The organism is Sporosarcina sp. Marseille-Q4063, from assembly GCF_018309085.1.
Taxonomy (GTDB): domain Bacteria; phylum Bacillota; class Bacilli; order Bacillales_A; family Planococcaceae; genus Sporosarcina.
Map to the genome: position 1 here is coordinate 2,691,932 of NZ_CP070502.1, position 17,775 is coordinate 2,709,706.

Below are 17,775 nucleotides of genomic sequence, written 5' to 3' on the forward strand. Positions count from 1 at the left end.
AAACAAAACGCCTTTCATTTCATGATAAACTATACATATGTAGATACATAAAGTATAAGGAGAATCATGCAAATGGGCTATCAATCTGAAGCACAACTTGAAAAAAATATGATTAGTCAACTAGTTCGTCAAGGCTATGAACAAGTGCAACTTCCTGATTATGAAGCATTGCTACTAAACTTTCGTTCACAAGTAAACCGGTTTAATCAAAAGAAGCTTGAAGGTAAGCCGCTAACAGATATAGAATTTACAAGATTATTGAATTTAGTTGATGGGAAAAGTATTTTTGATTCAGCTAAAATCTTACGTGATAAACAAATTATTGAGCGAGAAGACGGTACTGAGCTTTACATAGAATTATTTAATACCCGCGAATGGTGCAAAAACCTATTCCAGGTGACAACACAAACGACTGTAATTGGAACGTACACGAATCGTTATGACGTTACTGTTTTGATTAATGGTCTTCCTGTTGTTCAAGTTGAATTGAAAAGAAGAGGACTGGATTTTAAAGAGGCATTCAATCAAATTCAGCGTTATCGCAAACATTCATATAAGGGATTGTATCGTTTCCTTCAAATTTTCGTAGTTACGAATGGTGTGGATACGAAGTACTTCTCTAATTCGGATGGAGATATTTTATTTGGCTACACATTCTTTTGGTCAGATGAAGAAAACAACATCATTACGAATCTTAATGAATTTACGGCTTCATTTCTTGAAAAATGTCATATCGCAAAGATGATTGCCCGGTATATGGTATTAAATGATACGGAAAAACTTTTGATGGTCATGCGCCCTTACCAGGTTTACGCTACCGAGGCTTTGGTGAAACGTGCGTTTGAAACGAAGAATAGTGGCTATATCTGGCATACAACAGGTTCTGGGAAAACACTTACTTCCTTTAAGGCGAGTCAAATTCTTGCGAATGAGCCAAACATTAAGAAAGTCTTTTTCTTAGTGGATCGGAAGGATTTGGACAGTCAAACAATCGCTGAATTTAATAAGTTTGAAAAAGGATCCGTGGATAGAACAGAGAAAACGGACCTACTCGTCAAACAAGTTGAAGACGTTATGAAACCGTTTATTGTGACAACCATTCAAAAAATGGCCAATGCGGTTAAAAACCCTCGTTTCGCTGAGATTATGGACCTTTACAAAGATGAACGGGTTATCTTTATTATTGATGAATGTCATCGAAGTCAATTCGGGGAGATGCACACGAATATTTCTAGACACTTTAAAAATGCCCAATACTTCGGATTTACCGGTACACCCCGTTTCGAAGTGAATAAAAGCCAAGATGGTCGAACGACTGCCGATATTTTTGAAAAATGCCTTCATACGTATTTAATTAAAGAAGCTATTCGGGATGGAAACGTGCTTGGTTTTTCTGTCGAACATCATGAATTAATCAAATCTAAGGTTGATGAAGCAGATGAAACACGAGTTGAAGCAATTAACACGGAAGAAGTCTATATGCACGATGACCGAATGCAGATAGTTGTTCAAAACATTCTTGGGAACCATGAACGAAAATCACGTAGCAAGGGCTATACAGCAATCTTTACTGTGCAATCTATTCCCATGCTCATTAAGTATTATGAGATGTTTAAACAAGCTGAACACCCTTTTAAGATAGCTGGTATTTTTTCTTACGGTGCCAATGAAGATAGTGAAGGGAAGGACGAACATTCCAGAGATAGTCTTGAGCGAATAATCGCAGATTACAATGGAATTTACGATACGAATTTCTCGACAGACACCTATTCTAGTTATTTTTCAGACGTTTCTAAACGAGTCAAAACAGCACAAATCGATATCTTGCTCGTCGTCAATATGTTTTTAACAGGTTTTGATAGTCGAACACTAAACACTTTATATGTAGATAAAAATCTGAAACACCATGATTTGTTGCAAGCGTTTAGTCGTACTAATCGTGTAGAGAAATCAACAAAGCCATACGGAAACGTTGTTTGTTATCGGAACTTAAAGCAGAATACGGACGAATCACTCAAATTGTTTTCGCAAACGGATTCTGTTGACGAGATTCTAATGAAAAGTTATGTCGAATACTTGGCCATGTTCTTAGATTCTCTGAAAAAAGTACGTGAAATTGCAGCTACACCAGAAGCAGTTGATGAACTTGAACGTGAAGAGGATCAAAAGGCTTTTGTGGATGCTTTTAAAAATATGACAAAGCTTTTAGTTAGACTAAAAACATTCACGGAATTTGAATTTGATCCTGATACATTGCAAATTGAAAGCCAAACGTATGAAGACTACAAAAGTAAGTATCTAAAAATTGCTGAAAATGTAAAAAATGATATTGAAAAGGTTTCGATTTTACAGGATATCGATTTCGAATTGGAACTCATGCATACAGACCGAATCAATGTAAGTTACATTATGAATCTAATCCGTGACCTGGATTTTGACAATAAAGAAGAGCTTGAGAAAAAAATCCGTGTCATTGAGGAAGAAGTGGACCGGGCTGATAACCCTGAATTACGCCTGAAAGTCGATTTAATAAAAGGCTTCTTAAAACGTGTGGTACCTGAATTATCGAATTCAGATTCTGTAGATGATGCATATAACCATTATGAAGAAAAAATTCGCGAAGAAGAAATTGCAGGTTTTGCAAAAGAAATTGGTATTCCAGAAAAAGATTTAAAAAAGCACCTAGAAGAATACGAATATAGCAACATTGTTCAACAAACTAAAATTAGTGATTCTCTTAAGGTAGGTTTGTTAAAAAAGAGGAAACTGGCCAAACAAATTGTGCATTTTATCATTGAACATACAAAACGATTTACATGAGGGAGCGTAAAGCTCTCTTTTTTGGTTATTTTATAAAATTACATAAATAACTATTGCTATTTTATAAAATTACATATATGATATGAGTGTTAGTCGAAATAAAGGGGGCAGATGACTATTCAATTACAAGAAATTGCATCCGTGATCCAAGGTGTAAATCTCACTCGTGTGGGAACTAGTGCAAAAACAGCGGGTGCCCAAAGCGTTGAGGTATTAACATTGAAAGAATTTAATGAATCGATGGGAATACCCTATAGACTTGAGCAGGAGAAAGATACAAGGATATGGATTGAAGAGAACCAGTTAAATAAAATCCGATTTACTGAAGAAAATATGGTTGTCATTCATTTGCTGTCACAACGTACTACTACTATCCCCTTAAACTATGAAAAACTATTGATACCATCGAATTTTGTAGTTGTTGATTTTCAGCAGCAAGTCGATGTAAAATTTTTTGAATGGTATTTCAATGAACATGTAGAAGTGAGAAGGCAAATCCAGCTTGCTACACAGGGGTCGAGTGTCTCGTCCTTGTCTATTAGCATGTTACGTCAAATGGAAATGTCGTTACCACCTATTCAGCTACAAATGAGGATAGGAAAAATTGTACAAGCAGTCCAGCAGAAAAAAAGACTTACAGAAGAAAGAATGGAACTGGAAGATCAGTATATTCATGAACTGCTTTCAGTAAAAATGGAGGAATCTAAATGACAACATCTGAAAAGCAACGATTACAACAAGCTGAATTACACAAGAAACTTTGGGATATGGCAAATGATTTACGAGGACAAATGGAAGCAAGTGAATTCAAAAATTACATCCTCGGTTTGATTTTCTATCGCTATTTATCTGAAAAAACGGAAGTTCGAGTAGATAAGCTTCTCGAAGAAGATGCCATTTCTTATGGTAAGGCCTGGGCTGACGAAGAATACCGCGAAGCATTAGCTGAGGAACTTCTTCAACAAATTGGCTATGTAATTGAGCCTGAATACCTTTTTTCAAACATGATGATTGAAATTGAAAAAGGCGATAACGGTACATTTGATACAGAATTACTACAAAAAGCAGTCAACTCAGTAACAGAATCAACGCTAGGTACAGACAGCCAGGCCGACTTTGAACATTTATTCGACGATATGGATTTAGCATCATCAAAATTAGGGCGTGACGTTAGATCCCGTTCTAAGTTAATCGCAAAAATTATTGCAAGTGTCAACGATATCCCGTTCTTGCATGACGACGTTGATATTGACGTGCTGGGCGATGCTTACGAGTATATGATTTCACAATTTGCAGCAAGTGCAGGTAAGAAGGCCGGCGAATTTTACACACCACAACAAGTATCTAAGATTTTAGCCAAGATTGTAACCGTCGGTAAAACAGATTTAAAGAGTGTTTATGACCCAGCCTGCGGATCAGGTTCACTTCTACTGCGTGTAGCAAAAGAAGCAAATGTCCGTAAATTCTACGGTCAAGAACTTACATCGACAACGTATAACTTAGCTCGGATGAACATGTTATTGCACGACGTTTCTTACCAAAACTTTGATATTCAAAATGCAGATACATTGGAGGAGCCACAGCACATCGAACTGAGGCACGAAGCAATCGTCGCCAATCCTCCTTACAGTGCGAAATGGAGCTCAGATGCAGCATTTTTGGATGACGAACGTTTCAGTGCGTATGGTCGTCTAGCTCCGAAATCAAGAGCTGACTATGCCTTTGTGCAACATATGATTCACCAATTGGATGATAACGGAACGATGGCTGTTGTATTGCCACATGGTGTCTTATTCAGAGGTGCAGCCGAAGGTATTATCCGCAAATATCTGATTGATGATAAGAACTATTTGGATGCTGTTATTGGTTTACCATCGAATGTCTTTTTCGGTACGTCGATTCCAACATGTATTATGGTGTTTAAAAAGTGTCGCGAAGCAGACGATAACGTTATTTTCATTGACGCATCTAGCGAATTTGAAAAAGGGAAGAATCAGAACATTTTAACGGATGAAAATGTTGAAAAAATAGTGGAAACATATAAATCCCGTGAGACGATTGATAAATATTCGCATGCAGCATTACTAAGCGAAATTGAGGAGAATGACTTCAACCTTAATATTCCACGCTATGTAGATACGTTCGAAGAGGAAGAGCCTGTTGATTTGGGGGCTGTTTCAAAGCGGATGAAGGAAATTGATGGAGAGATTGCTGAGATTGATGAAGAGCTAAAGAAGTACTTTAAGGAATTGGGGATATGATGATGCAACCAATTTTAAGGTTTCCACAATTTAAGGGTAAGTGGGAAACTGAAAGATTAAACGATTTAGGTAGTTTTAGGAGGAATTATTCGTTTTCTCGTAGTTATGAAGGCAAAGGAAATTATAAGCATCTTCATTACGGTGATATTCATTCGAAATTTGCTGGAATCTTAGATGATGAGACACCTATACCTTCGATAACAGTCCTACAAAGTTTTGAAGTCATTATGAATAATGATCTCATTTTTGCAGATGCATCCGAGGACTATAAAGATTTAGGTAAATCCGCAGTATTTTGGAATTTTACTTTGGATAATGTAGTTGCTGGTCTTCATACGCATTTATTTAGACCATCTAAATCTGTGGATGGTAGATTCTTAATGTATTTTACGCAAACAAGTAAATACTTTACTTTTATTAGACGAGTAGGTACAGGAATTTCGGTTCTTGGTTTGTCAAAAACGAACTTAGGGTTACTTGAGATTAATATGCCCGAGTATGAAGAACAACAAAAAATAGCCGACTTTTTCACCCTACTCGATCATCGCATTGAACAGCAACAAGAAAAGGTTGAAGCTTGGCGTGAGTATAAAATAGGAGTAATGCAGAAGCTGTTTAGCCAGGAATTACGTTTTAAGGATGAGGATGGACAGGAGTTTCCGGAGTGGAAAAAACATCACCTTAGTGAAATTACGGATAGAGTGGTTAGAAAGAATAAAGGGCTTCAATCCATATTGCCCTTAACTATATCAGCTCAACACGGATTAATAGATCAAGAAAAATACTTTGAAAAAACCGTTGCATCTTCGAATTTGGAAGGTTATTATCTCATAAATAAGGGCGAATTTGCTTATAATAAAAGCTACTCAAATGGATACCCTTTTGGTGCAATAAAGCGACTGAACAATTATGAACAGGGTGTTCTATCTACTTTATATATATGTTTTCAACCTAATAGCGATGTAGTTTATGGTGATTATCTAGAGCAATATTTTGAGACAAGTAAATGGCATAAAGAGATTTCAATGATTTCTGTTGAAGGAGCACGAAATCATGGCTTATTAAATATTGGAGTAGGTGACTTCTTCGAAACCTTACATTTACTTCCTTCTTTAAATGAACAAGTTAAAATTTCAAGCATACTAAAAACAATTGATGAAAAAATTGAATTAGAGTTTTTAAGACTAGAACTTTTACAAGACCAGAAATCGGGATTTATGCAGCAGATGTTTATTTAAAGAGTGCCACCTACAAGATTTCGACACTGTAGGTGGTGCTTTTACATATTTGTTAGTGAAAAAATAGGTGCTTAAATTAAAAGAATCTAATAAAGAAGTGGTGACGGGTGGACTTTAATTTAAAAATCCCCATGCAGTGTCGTAACCATTAAGTTATGATCTGAAATATTGGAACCTGCAGTATTTAAGTTACCATCGTGTCACATATTGGGACCATATGTAACACTAATAAGCAGGAGCATTGCAATTTTGATTGCAATGCTCCTGCTTATATATGAAACATCTATATATTGATGATATTGGATTATAGATTTTGATACACCTTCACCATCTTATAAAATGACGTTTTCTTCATATTCGCTTCTTCCATTGCTTTAACTGCTGTAATTTCCCCGGATTGCCACTTATCATACGACTGAATGAATTCATCTGTTATTTCAATTGATGGCCGTCCAAATTTAACGCCATTAGAAAGGGCTGAATCAATACCTTCACGTTGACGTATTCGTATTCTATCTCGTTCATCTTCCGCAAGCCAAGAGAGAACTTGAAGGATAAGATCCGAGATGAAATTACCAATACTGTCTTTATATTTTGTAGTATCCAACAAAGGCATATCAAGTACCACTATATCAGCCCCGATTTCCTTCGTAAGTTCTTGCCACTCGTTTAAAATATCATCCTTGCTTCGACCGAACCGATCCAGTGAATGAATATAAAGAATATCTCCTTTCCTAATCATTCGTTTCATTAATTGATATTGTTCGCGGTGAAAGTTCTTACCAGATTGCTTGTCGAGGAAAATATCACGATTATTAATATCAATCTTTTTCATTGCTTTCATTTGACGGCTTTCGTTTTGATCTTTTGAACTTACCCTGATGTATCCGAACTTTCGAGATTCCAAAATTACACACCCCTTTAGGAACGTTTGTTTCTTTAAGTATATATTTCCGTTCGAAAAGTTGCAACGAAGTGGGTGAACGTTCGAAAAGTGATTAAATACTTTTACGAACTGTTTTTCACTATGTTTTCGTTACTTGGAGGAGCGTTCGTTAAAGTGTACTTTTATGAACGGAATGAATTGATCTAGAAAGAAATTATATGTCACTTTCGAATTTTTAGAGAAGCGTGTTCAGAAAACGACGAGTTTTGGAACACAAATTACCAAGTAGCAAAAGAGCATTTATTATTTTGTTCAGCATATCGGGCTATTTAAAGGAGTAAGGCAATTGATAAAGATGAAATTCTAACGGTGCTGCCATTAGGTCCACTGATTGCATCTATATTCTTTTTTGGTTCGGTATTGACGTAAAAAAAGTTAAAAATGAAGTGAAGGGAAAAAGTAATGACGATTTAAAAGAGAAAGGGAAAGGGGTAGGTAATTTATAAAAGCAAAGGTGGATTCATCTTTGCTTTGTAAATTAACGGTCTATTCCTATCAATAATAGGGCACGATTGCGGAATAATGAGCAGTCAAAAGAAGCTCAGATTAACGTATATTTAAGGAATTGATACAAAAGAAAGAAGGCAATCATTCGGCTGATGGAATGATTGCCTTCTTTCTAATATCCAGTGCCATAATCAGCATAAGTCTACGCCTGTTTAACTAGGCTTTATTTGCTCCATATAATCTTTAATATCGTTTTCAGACATTTCACCTGTTATAATCTTTATAATCTTGCCGTCTGGATTAATAAGAAAAGTTGTAGGTAGTGGTTTAATATTATAAGTTTGCATTACACCTTTTGTTTTATCAATTAACGTAGGAAAAACCATTCCGTATTGGTCGGCAAATGCTCGGACTTTTAAATCAGGCTCGGCAATGTTAACCGCTAGCACTTGAACCCCTTGATCTTTATAAATCTGGTATTGTCTTCCCATAGCAGGCATTTCTTTTTTACATGGTGCACACCAAGTTCCCCAAAAATTTAAGAAGACACCTTGACCTTTATAAGAGGAGAGTTGATGGCTTTCGCCGTTTAAGTCGACCAATAAGAAATCAGGCGCATCATCCCCAACTTTCAATACATCGTGTTTTTCTTTTATTGAGCTGTTGTATATTGAAAAAATAATAGCACTGGCCAATACTATTAAAACAATTAATCGCAAAATGAAACGATTCTTCTTTTTGTTATTCAACCGACTGCTTTCTCCCTTCAAGAACTTACAGGATATGAACGGCATACCTGAACTGTTTTTATTTATGATTATACTTTACTAAAGATTTATCAAAAAACTATGCAGTCACAAAGCTGTCATGATTGTAGGTAGAAACATTTCATTTATTGATGTTCTATGCTTTCTGCATATTTATTTCATATTTATTCTCTATACTAAAATTCAAGAGAGGGGCGAACGTTCAAGTGAACAGAATCTCTACTAAGCTAACATCTTATTTTTTCGTTGCTGTACTAATAATGGAAATATCCCTTATATCATATCTCCATCACAATATCGTTCATGCGAGGATTGATGAGGAGTTCACCAGATTATTGGCAACCGGTTCAAATCATCGGGACGTACTTATCGAATATTATTCAGATACAACGATGAAACATATTGTATTGATGGAGCAAGACGGAGAGCGGGAAGTCATCATTACAGATAATCAAAGCAACATCATTCAAAGCTCGAAGGAAAATATAGGAGTATTGGAAAAATATATCCCTACAGGAACAGATATCAACCTTAATACCGATAAAATTTTAGCATCGGACTGGGAAGGACTGCCATACATCATAAGTGCACATCCTTATAAAGTAGATTCAGGCCAATCAGGTTATATACTTATGTTTCAAAGTACACGTTCTATTGAACAGTTAGTTGGGAAGTTGAATTTGTATTTTGGTTTGGCAGGTGTGACCAGTATGGTCGCATTACTTCTTATATACGCTACTCTTTCCAAATTTCTTACACGCCCTTTAATCCGTATGAAGGAAGCGACAGAGAAATTGAGCGAAGGAAATTTCAATGTGAGCCTTCCGTTCATTGGAAACGACGAGCTTGGCGAATTGTCAGGTTCTATTCAAAAGCTTGCGAACGATTTGGAACGTTTAAAAACGGAACGTAACGAGTTCTTAGCCTCGATTGCGCATGAATTAGGGACGCCATTGACGTACTTAATCGGCTACACGAAAGTGGCTATGAGACCGGGGGTGAATGAGAAGGATCGTAAACATTATCTTTCAATTATTGCGGAAGAGTCAGACCGCATGAAGGAACTCGTTAAAAACCTATTGGATTTAGCGAGAATGGATGAAAATACATTCACGGTTTCAAAGGAATATTTTAAGGTGCGTCCGTTCTTTGATGATATCTTCCAACTAGTTGGACCTTCTTTTAACATGAAGAAACTTGGATTGGAGTTAATTTGCGAAGAAGATATCGAAATCCATGCTGATCCACTGCGACTAGAGCAAATAATATTGAATTTACTTGATAATGCTTTGAAATATTCAACGGAGAAATCGATTGTAGAAGTAAAAGTTTCGAAGACCGGGGACATGTCAGTTATTTCTGTTACAGATTTCGGAATCGGAATCCCATCCGAAGAGATTGAGTTCATTTTTGAAAACCTTTACCGGGTGGAAAAATCGCGTTCGCGTACATCTGGAGGATCAGGCATTGGTCTGGCAATCGTCAAAGAGCTTGTCGAAGCCCACGATGGAACTATAGAAGTGGAAAGTAGCTTAGGAAGAGGGAGTACGTTCACTATTATGATTTGAGGGGAGGGTTAAAAGCCTATATGAGAACAATCTTACTAGTTGACGATGAGCAGAGGATGTTAAATCTCATTGAATTATTTCTGATTCCCCACGGCTTCAGATGTATCAAAGAGACAAGTGGAAAGAAGGCACTGGAGATACTTAAGAAGGAGAAGGTTAGCCTTGTGCTATTGGATGTTATGATGCCAGAAATTGATGGATGGGAAGTATGTGAAAAAATACGTGAGTTTTCAGATGTTCCTGTCATTATGTTGACAGCTCGAACCGACAAGCTTGATTTGGTGAAAGGACTAAATAGTGGTGCTGACGATTATATTACGAAACCTTTTGATGAAAGGGAGTTGTCAGCAAGGGTGCATGCACTATTGCGCCGTTTTCCTGAAGAAGAAAAAGCAAAAGCATTGATTATTTACGGTGATTTTAAACTAGATAAAGAAACGTATTCATTACAATATAATGACTCGAAAGTGCCGCTTACACTAAAGGAATTTTCTATTATTGAAGCCTTGATTTCGCGACCAACAAAGACTTTTACACGGGAACAGTTATTGCATACTGCATGGGAATATAACACTTATACGGATATCCGGACAATAGACTCGCATATACGTAATTTGAGGGATAAATTAAAAACTGCCGGATTTCCTATTGAAGAATTTTTAAAAACGGTATGGGGAATTGGATATAAATGGAGCTAAGGAGAAGTATTATGATGAAAAAAATTAGGGTTTTCATGGGATTGTTAGCATTGGCCGCTATTTTGTCGGCTTGTAACAAAGAAAGTGAAACATATTTGTTTGGAAAAGTGAAAAATAGTAAGTTTGAACACTTGCATGGATTGGGATATATAAACGGTGGACCTGAAATTGTGATTTCAACCCATGATGGGCTCTACGAATATGACAAAGACGGATGGAAAGAAGCAAACAGCGAAAAGCATGATTATATGGGATTTCAAGCGATACGTGAAGGTTTTTTCTCAAGTGGTCATCCAGAACCAGGATCCGACTATAAAAATCCGCTTGGCCTTGTCAAAAGTACAAATCGAGGTGCGAGCTTTGATAAATTAGCATTTTACGGGGAAATTGATTTTCATTACCTTGCAGCGGGCTATGACTCAAACGCCATATATGTACTTAATGAAATGCCAACCGAAGAGATGACAGGGGGGCTACATTATACTTTGGATGAGGGAACCACTTGGAATGAGGCCACGATGAACGGATTCAATTCGGAATTCATCTCAAATTTGGCTGCTCATCCTTCGCAGAAAGAGATGATTGCAATCGGGAGTAAAGATGGCATATTCCTTTCAAAGGACTACGGTGAAAACTTTGAACTTTTTAATAACGTAAACATGGTTCTATCCGTGACTTTGACTGAAAATGGGGGGTACTATTCAAGCTATGAAAATGAAACAGTACAACTCAAAACATTTACATTTGGTAACGATCAAGAAATGTCTATTCAACTTCCCAATGAAAAAATGAATCCAATTGTCTTTATCGCAGTTAATCCGGATGATAAAAAAGAAATTGTCATTGCAACACATAATAATGATATTTTCCTGACAAAAGATGAAGGGGCTAATTGGGATGCACTTGCTAAAAGCGGTGAATTGAAGAAATAATCAAAACGGATGGTGCTTATTAAATGTATGGATTGATGTCGAAAGTCAGTCAAGCAATAACTGAACCAGTGACTATCCTTATACATTCCTTTGAACAATACCCTATTGTTGTTGCGCTACTTTTGGGCTTGGTAGGGGCGGTTGCTCCCTGCCAGCTGACAGGAAATATGAGTGCGATTACCTTGTATGGGAACCGGACGATTCAAATGAAGGATGACATGGGCGAAATTTTATTCTTTATTATTGGGAAAGTGGCTGTATTCAGTTCTCTAGGGTTACTCGTATGGTTCTTTGGTGAAACATTTGAAACCTCACTAACAGACTACTTTCCTTTGTTTCGTAAAGTAATAGGCCCGCTTATTATTGTTACCGGTCTTGTATTAATAGGAATTCTTAAGCTAGATTTCCTTCGAAAATTAACGATGCGAATTCCTACACGCTTACGAAATGGGAAATTAGGTTCTTTCATGTTGGGTGCAAGTTTTTCCCTTGCCTTCTGCCCAACAATGTTTGTGCTCTTTTTCTTATGGTTAATGCCATTGGTTGTAACAACTTCTTATGGTTTTGTATTACCTGCTGTTTTCGGTGTAGCAACATCGTTGCCACTTATTGTCCTATTTTTCTTCATATGGTTCTTTGATGCGAAGCGGATCATTATGAAGAGAAGCATGAAGACTGGCAGAATTGTGCAACGTTTGGCTGGTGCTATTCTTATTATTATAGGAATAGCTGATACAATGACTTTTTGGGGAATTTGACTTATAAAACTTATCAAGGCTTTTACATTGTTTTTATTGTGTTGAGAGGGGGTTTCACTAGATGTTGGCAGATTTGAACTTGTTTCTTGCGTTTGGTGCTGGTTTATTAAACTTTTTATCTCCGTGTACATTACCGCTATATCCAGCTTTCATATCTTATATTACGGGAATGTCGCTCGATGAAATTAATACGGATAAAGGGAAGTTTCGGAAAAGCGGAATCTTCCATACGATTGTTTTCCTCATCGGCTTTTCGGCTATCTTTATCTTTCTGGGATATAGCTCATCGCTTATTGGTACGTTTTTTTATCAGTACCAGGATTTGCTCCGACAAATAGGCGCGATTTTTATTGTCATATTTGGATTGATGATTCTAGGTGTCTTTACACCAAGTTTTCTTATGAAGGAGAAAAAATTACAGTTTAAGAATAGACCAGCCGGCTATTTTGGTACGTTCCTCATCGGGCTTGCGTTTGCAGCTGGATGGACTCCATGTACAGGACCAATCACGGGTGCTGTTTTCATGATGGCGGCACAAAATCCTGGATCTGGAATGTGGTATATGCTTGTCTATGTTTTAGGGTTTGCAATTCCGTTTTTCCTACTATCGATTTTTATCACTCGCGTTAAATGGATACAAAAATACAACCGAGTAATAACGAAGGTCGGGGGCTACCTTATGATTGCACTCGGTATTCTTCTTTTCTTCGATGGATTAACCTATATTATTATTTGGCTAAGTCCATTTTTTGGCGGGTTTATGGGATTCTGATGTATTAAGCTTAATATTTGAAGAATGTAATAAAAGTCACAACCAATTACGTGAATGTTTTCATTTCATGCCCGCCCTAATCAGCGGGCTTTTTTTATTGGGTTTTAATTATAAATTGTAGAAAGAGGAAACACATTAAATATCTTCAATAATAGGGTCGTTCACATACTCGTCTTATGCGCTCCATAAATATTGCATAATTACTATGTACAATTCAATGTAGGAGAATTTATGGAGTTTTGATGTAATGCTAGATGCTTTCATCCATAAATATTAATAATGATGAAGGAGTCAATTTAAAATGAGCAAAATCACATGCCAATGTGGACACGAAAACCCATTTGGTACAGTACTTTGTGAACGGTGTGGAAGGCCACAGACAGAAGAAGCAAAAAAAAGTAAACTTGTCGACATGAGGTACGAAGGTTCGGCAAGAAGATCGCAAACATATAAAAGGTCTATTATCGACAAAATTTGGAACTTTTTCTCTAGTGTTAAAATAGGTGTCAGTATTATTATTGCGGTTCTTGCTACGTCCGCACTCGGTACGCTTTTCCCGCAAAAGCTATATGTTCCAGCTTCGACGGATGCAGACATTGCCGCTTATTATGAACGCCTTTACGGCTTTGCCGGCGTCGTTTATTACAAACTTGGATTTTATGATATGTATAATAGCTGGTGGTTCATTACGCTAATTGGGATGCTCGGTACGTCAATCATCATTGCTAGCATCGATAGGGTTATTCCGTTATATAAATCATTAAATAAACAGCGCACTAAACGTCATGCTTCATTTATGAGAAGACAGCGTATTTACGGGATAGGCTCAGTCGAGAATGTGGATGATTCTCTCGTTAAAGCTGAAAAGAAACTGAAAGAGCTACGGTATAATGTGAAGATTGAAGAAGGTGCAATACTCGCGGAGAAAGGTCGCTTTTCTAGATGGGGTCCGTATGTCAATCATACTGGACTGATAATTTTTCTCCTCGGTGTTCTCCTTAGAGGCCTTCCGGGTTTTTATGTTGATGAAACGCTATGGCTTCGTGAAGGGGAGACGCGTGCAATCCCAGGAGCTCCAGGATACTATCTGAAAAACAATCAATTCATTCTTGAAACTTACTCAAAAGAAGATGATGCAGCGTTCGGTCAAGCAATAGACCGTGTTGGAACAATCGCGAAAAATTATCAATCGGATGTTACGTTGTATAGAGAACCTGAAAATGGGATTCCAGGCCAGTCTGAACAGTTGGATTTCGTCAAAGACTATTCAATCATCGTCAACAAACCGCTTAATTTTGATGGATTTAACGTTTTCCAGATGGATTTTCGTCTCGATGAACTGAAATCGATGACATTTCAATTAACCGAAAAAGCATCGGATACATCACTTGGTGAATTCACTGTGGATTTAATCAATCCCGAACCGATTTATCGACTAGGAGAGGGTACGTATGTGGAATTAAAAGATTTTTATCCGGATTTTGATGGTATTGAAGATGGCGAACCAAAATCAAAGTCTCCAATACCGAACAACCCTGCATTCATTTTTAAAATGGTGACTCCATCCAAGCCAGATGGCGAAATGAGTTTTGTGGCGATCCGTCAGACACTTGAAACGGAAATGAATGATTACAAAGCAACGTTTGTCAGCGCTGAAACACGGGACGTTACCGGGTTGGTAATACGGAAAGATAAAACGTTGTATATTTTGCTACTCGGTGGAATTGTTTTTATGATTGGTGTTACACAGGGGTCATATTGGAATCATAGAAGGATATGGATTCAAAAAGCAGAAGGGAACGAAATTCTCCTCGCAAGCCATACGAATAAAAACTGGTTCTCCTTGAGAAAAGAAATTGATCAAGTGCAAGAGTATGCGAGCTTACCAAAGTACGAGGACCGCGAGGAAACTGAGTCCAAATTGGACGACCGGGAAGGGGATTTTAACTAATGGATTTAGTATCATTAAGCTCGAATTTACTATTAGTCTCATTTATCGCTTATCTTATCGCAACGCTTTTTTTCGGCGGGGCAGTAAAAGGCGCAAAATCAGAACAAGCATATAAAAATAGCAGGTGGGGAAGTTTTGGCATAACCATTACAATTATTGGGTTCCTTTCGCATTTAGGCTATTTTATTACACGATGGATTGCTTCCGGACATGCGCCGGTTAGTAATATGTTTGAATTTGTGACTGCTTTTGGAATGATGATAGTAGGGGCTTTCATATTACTTTTTTATTTGTACAGAACGCCGTCACTTGGTCTGTTTGCATTGCCGATTGCTGTTGTTATTATCGGCTACGCAAGTATGTTCCCAACAGAAATAACACCGCTTATTCCCGCGTTGAAAAGCTACTGGTTAACGGTGCACGTCATTACGGTTGTAATTGGCGAAGCAATACTAGCGATAAGTGCGGTTGCGGGACTCGTTTTGCTATTGAAAACTACAGATTTAACTAAGAGATCGAAACAACGCTTTTGGTTGGAGTCAGTGATTTTCACGATAATTTTAGCTGTTGGATTCATCCTTTCATCTTCCGGATTTTCGATTTCAGGATACGAGGCGGAATTTACATTCGTTAATAAAGATGAACAAGTGGAGAAGATTACCTATAATTATCCACCACTATTCGGAATGAATGAATATGAATCCCTTACTGATGGGGTTATGAAACCATGGGGTGAAATGCCTGCCATTGTGAATGCGAAAACATTAACGACATTCGTGTGGTCATTGTTAACAGGAACTGTCCTTTATTTACTTCTCCGTCTACTATTGCGCCGACCAATTGCAACGTTGTTCCAGCCGTTTGCTAGAAAAGCAAACACTCAACTAATGGATGAGATAGGCTATCGCGCCGTCCTTATTGGATTCCCGGTATTTACACTTGGTGCACTGGTCTTTGCGATGATTTGGGCACACGAAGCGTGGTCTAGGTTCTGGGGATGGGATCCAAAAGAAGTTTGGGCACTAATTACATGGCTTTTTTATGCGGCTTTTCTACATTTACGTCTATCACGTGGATGGGAAGGCGAAAAATCTGCGTGGCTTGCGGTTATTGGCTTCATCATCATCATGTTTAACTTAATTGCCGTGAACCTAATCATTGCAGGATTACATTCATACGCATGACAAAAATCCCTTATAAATCATTTAGGGAGTCAAAAGGTGGATACATCATTAATCCACTTGCAATATATGTAGTGTAATTTTCGCTTATCCTTGTTTAGAAAGAAATAGTAAAACACAGAATGCATTGAAGACGCTCGATTAGATAACAATCTTTCAGACACCTAGGTTTAACTTAGGAAAATTAGTAACTCTGTAGAAAACGTCGCGATTGTATTCACTGCAATATCTAACTAATAAGTTTTTTATAGCATGGGCGTACATCTAATATAAAAGATGTACGCCCATTTTATGTGCCTGTAATTTAGGGGGAAAGATATCAGTATTTTTATTTTTAAAATGAAATAAAAAATGTTGCACGAGGGAAACTTTAGGCATACAATAACATTATAATTGATTAAGAAAATGCTCTGTAAATGATAGAAAATAAAGTTTTTTTGGGTGGAGGAATAATATGACTGATTTTTTCGCAACGCTAAGTCCGGTAAACCAGGCTTTAATAGCTACCTTTTTCACGTGGGGTATGACTGCGATTGGGGCTGCTTTAGTGTTCACAACGAAGACGATAAACCAAAAGCTTATGGATGGAATGTTAGGCTTCGCTGGCGGGGTTATGATTGCTGCAAGTTTTTGGTCGTTGCTTTCGCCTGCAATTGAAATGGCAGAAAGTAGTTCTTTACCGTCGTGGTTTCCAGCAGCTGTTGGATTTTTATTAGGTGGCTTTTTCCTGTGGGCGGCTGACAAGGTCATTCCGCACGTGCACCCTACTTCCCAAATGAAAGAGGCAGAGGGAATAAATCCTGCAAATAAGCGACGGAGCACTCTGCTTGTTCTTGCCATTACGCTTCACAACATACCCGAGGGACTTGCGATTGGAGTTGCCTTTGGCGCTGTAGCCGCAGGTTTTCCGTCTGCTACTTTGCCAGCAGCGATTGCTTTAGCCGTTGGTATAGGGATTCAGAACTTTCCCGAGGGTACAGCTGTATCAATGCCTTTACGAAGAGATGGAATGTCTCGTCGGAAAAGCTTCTTATATGGTCAGTTCTCGGGAATGGTTGAGCCTATTTCTGCCGTGGTAGGGGTTCTGGCTGTTTCGCTGATGGAACCACTTCTACCATTCGCTTTAAGTTTTGCAGCAGGGGCGATGATTTTTGTAGTAGTAGAAGAAGTTATTCCAGGTTCTCAAGAAAACGGAAATAGAGATCTAGCATCGGTCTGCTTAATGATTGGATTTACAGTAATGATGATATTGGACGTAGCATTTGGATAAGCGCATATAGAATCAACAAAAGAGCTACGGAATATATACAGGACATGACAATGTGAGCAATTTCAGAAATCAATATAAAGAAGTAAGGACTTTTAAAGGAGATTCTCATTTTTAGTTTAAAACTAATACTCTAGGGAAAAATATCACCGAATGCAAAAAAAGCAGG

Annotated in this window: 14 protein-coding genes; 12 read left to right on the top strand and 2 right to left on the bottom strand. The window is 37.6% G+C overall.

The features are described from left to right. Positions 1–72: 72 nt before the first annotated feature. From JSQ81_RS14010 to JSQ81_RS14025, 4 genes are all read left to right on the top strand, one after another. Positions 73–2,820, top strand: a complete 2,748-nt coding sequence (locus tag JSQ81_RS14010) for a type I restriction endonuclease subunit R (protein ID WP_212604639.1) — start codon at positions 73–75, stop codon at positions 2,818–2,820. A 111-nt stretch (positions 2,821–2,931) separates the two neighbouring features. Continuing rightward, on the top strand, positions 2,932–3,531 hold the full coding sequence (locus JSQ81_RS14015; RefSeq protein ID WP_212604640.1) for a restriction endonuclease subunit S domain-containing protein: 600 nt from the start codon (positions 2,932–2,934) through the stop codon (positions 3,529–3,531). Beyond that, entirely contained in the window at positions 3,528–5,081 is a 1,554-nt protein-coding gene (locus tag JSQ81_RS14020; RefSeq protein WP_212604641.1) for a type I restriction-modification system subunit M, read from the top strand. Before JSQ81_RS14015 ends, JSQ81_RS14020 begins: the two co-directional genes overlap by 4 nt. Positions 5,082–5,083: 2 nt before the next feature. Continuing rightward, complete coding sequence (locus JSQ81_RS14025) at positions 5,084–6,319, top strand: restriction endonuclease subunit S (RefSeq protein ID WP_212604642.1); 1,236 nt, start codon at positions 5,084–5,086, stop codon at positions 6,317–6,319. Positions 6,320–6,623: 304 nt separating this feature from the next. Here the strand turns inward: JSQ81_RS14025 and JSQ81_RS14030 are convergent, their stop codons facing one another. Continuing rightward, positions 6,624–7,226 carry a recombinase family protein gene (locus JSQ81_RS14030; RefSeq protein WP_212604643.1) on the bottom strand — a complete coding sequence of 201 codons (603 nt, stop codon included), beginning with the start codon at positions 7,224–7,226 and terminating at the stop codon, positions 6,624–6,626. A gap of 698 nt (positions 7,227–7,924) precedes the next feature. Then, positions 7,925–8,461, bottom strand: a complete 537-nt coding sequence (gene resA / locus JSQ81_RS14035; protein WP_305849463.1) for a thiol-disulfide oxidoreductase ResA — start codon at positions 8,459–8,461, stop codon at positions 7,925–7,927. Positions 8,462–8,814: 353 nt separating this feature from the next. Here resA and JSQ81_RS14040 point away from each other — a divergent pair, with 353 nt between their 5' ends. The 8 genes from JSQ81_RS14040 (at position 8,815) to JSQ81_RS14075 (ending at position 17,609) form a co-directional block, all read left to right on the top strand. After that, positions 8,815–10,047 (top strand): HAMP domain-containing sensor histidine kinase, encoded by a 1,233-nt coding sequence (locus JSQ81_RS14040; protein WP_249336545.1) that lies wholly within the window; start codon positions 8,815–8,817, stop codon positions 10,045–10,047. A 20-nt stretch (positions 10,048–10,067) separates the two neighbouring features. Next, entirely contained in the window at positions 10,068–10,745 is a 678-nt protein-coding gene (locus tag JSQ81_RS14045; RefSeq protein ID WP_212604645.1) for a response regulator transcription factor, read from the top strand. A 14-nt stretch (positions 10,746–10,759) separates the two neighbouring features. Further along, positions 10,760–11,677 (top strand): F510_1955 family glycosylhydrolase, encoded by a 918-nt coding sequence (locus JSQ81_RS14050; RefSeq protein WP_249336546.1) that lies wholly within the window; start codon positions 10,760–10,762, stop codon positions 11,675–11,677. A 23-nt stretch (positions 11,678–11,700) separates the two neighbouring features. Then, positions 11,701–12,435, top strand: a complete 735-nt coding sequence (locus JSQ81_RS14055; RefSeq protein WP_212604647.1) for an urease accessory protein UreH domain-containing protein — start codon at positions 11,701–11,703, stop codon at positions 12,433–12,435. Positions 12,436–12,496: 61 nt separating this feature from the next. Further along, on the top strand, positions 12,497–13,207 hold the full coding sequence (locus JSQ81_RS14060) for a cytochrome c biogenesis CcdA family protein (protein ID WP_305849464.1): 711 nt from the start codon (positions 12,497–12,499) through the stop codon (positions 13,205–13,207). A 301-nt stretch (positions 13,208–13,508) separates the two neighbouring features. Next, on the top strand, positions 13,509–15,158 hold the full coding sequence (locus JSQ81_RS14065; protein WP_212604648.1) for a cytochrome c biogenesis protein ResB: 1,650 nt from the start codon (positions 13,509–13,511) through the stop codon (positions 15,156–15,158). Continuing rightward, positions 15,158–16,342 (top strand): c-type cytochrome biogenesis protein CcsB, encoded by a 1,185-nt coding sequence (gene ccsB, locus JSQ81_RS14070; RefSeq protein ID WP_212604649.1) that lies wholly within the window; start codon positions 15,158–15,160, stop codon positions 16,340–16,342. The genes JSQ81_RS14065 and ccsB overlap by 1 nt, the downstream gene beginning before the upstream one ends. A gap of 451 nt (positions 16,343–16,793) precedes the next feature. Then, the gene (locus JSQ81_RS14075; protein ID WP_212604650.1) at positions 16,794–17,609 is read left to right on the top strand and encodes a ZIP family metal transporter; all 816 of its coding nucleotides are present in this window, start codon (positions 16,794–16,796) and stop codon (positions 17,607–17,609) included. Positions 17,610–17,775 lie beyond the last annotated feature (166 nt).

What these genes read in the sequence shown, in the direction of transcription:
- JSQ81_RS14010 (WP_212604639.1), top strand. Translation starts at nt 73, where the DNA reads ATGGGCTATCAATCTGAAGCACAACTTGAAAAAAATATGATTAGTCAA.
- JSQ81_RS14015 (WP_212604640.1), top strand. Translation starts at nt 2,932, where the DNA reads ATGACTATTCAATTACAAGAAATTGCATCCGTGATCCAAGGTGTAAAT.
- JSQ81_RS14020 (WP_212604641.1), top strand. Translation starts at nt 3,528, where the DNA reads ATGACAACATCTGAAAAGCAACGATTACAACAAGCTGAATTACACAAG.
- JSQ81_RS14025 (WP_212604642.1), top strand. Translation starts at nt 5,084, where the DNA reads ATGCAACCAATTTTAAGGTTTCCACAATTTAAGGGTAAGTGGGAAACT.
- JSQ81_RS14045 (WP_212604645.1), top strand. Translation starts at nt 10,068, where the DNA reads ATGAGAACAATCTTACTAGTTGACGATGAGCAGAGGATGTTAAATCTC.
- JSQ81_RS14050 (WP_249336546.1), top strand. Translation starts at nt 10,760, where the DNA reads ATGAAAAAAATTAGGGTTTTCATGGGATTGTTAGCATTGGCCGCTATT.
- JSQ81_RS14055 (WP_212604647.1), top strand. Translation starts at nt 11,701, where the DNA reads ATGTATGGATTGATGTCGAAAGTCAGTCAAGCAATAACTGAACCAGTG.
- JSQ81_RS14060 (WP_305849464.1), top strand. Translation starts at nt 12,497, where the DNA reads ATGTTGGCAGATTTGAACTTGTTTCTTGCGTTTGGTGCTGGTTTATTA.
- JSQ81_RS14065 (WP_212604648.1), top strand. Translation starts at nt 13,509, where the DNA reads ATGAGCAAAATCACATGCCAATGTGGACACGAAAACCCATTTGGTACA.
- ccsB (WP_212604649.1), top strand. Translation starts at nt 15,158, where the DNA reads ATGGATTTAGTATCATTAAGCTCGAATTTACTATTAGTCTCATTTATC.
- JSQ81_RS14075 (WP_212604650.1), top strand. Translation starts at nt 16,794, where the DNA reads ATGACTGATTTTTTCGCAACGCTAAGTCCGGTAAACCAGGCTTTAATA.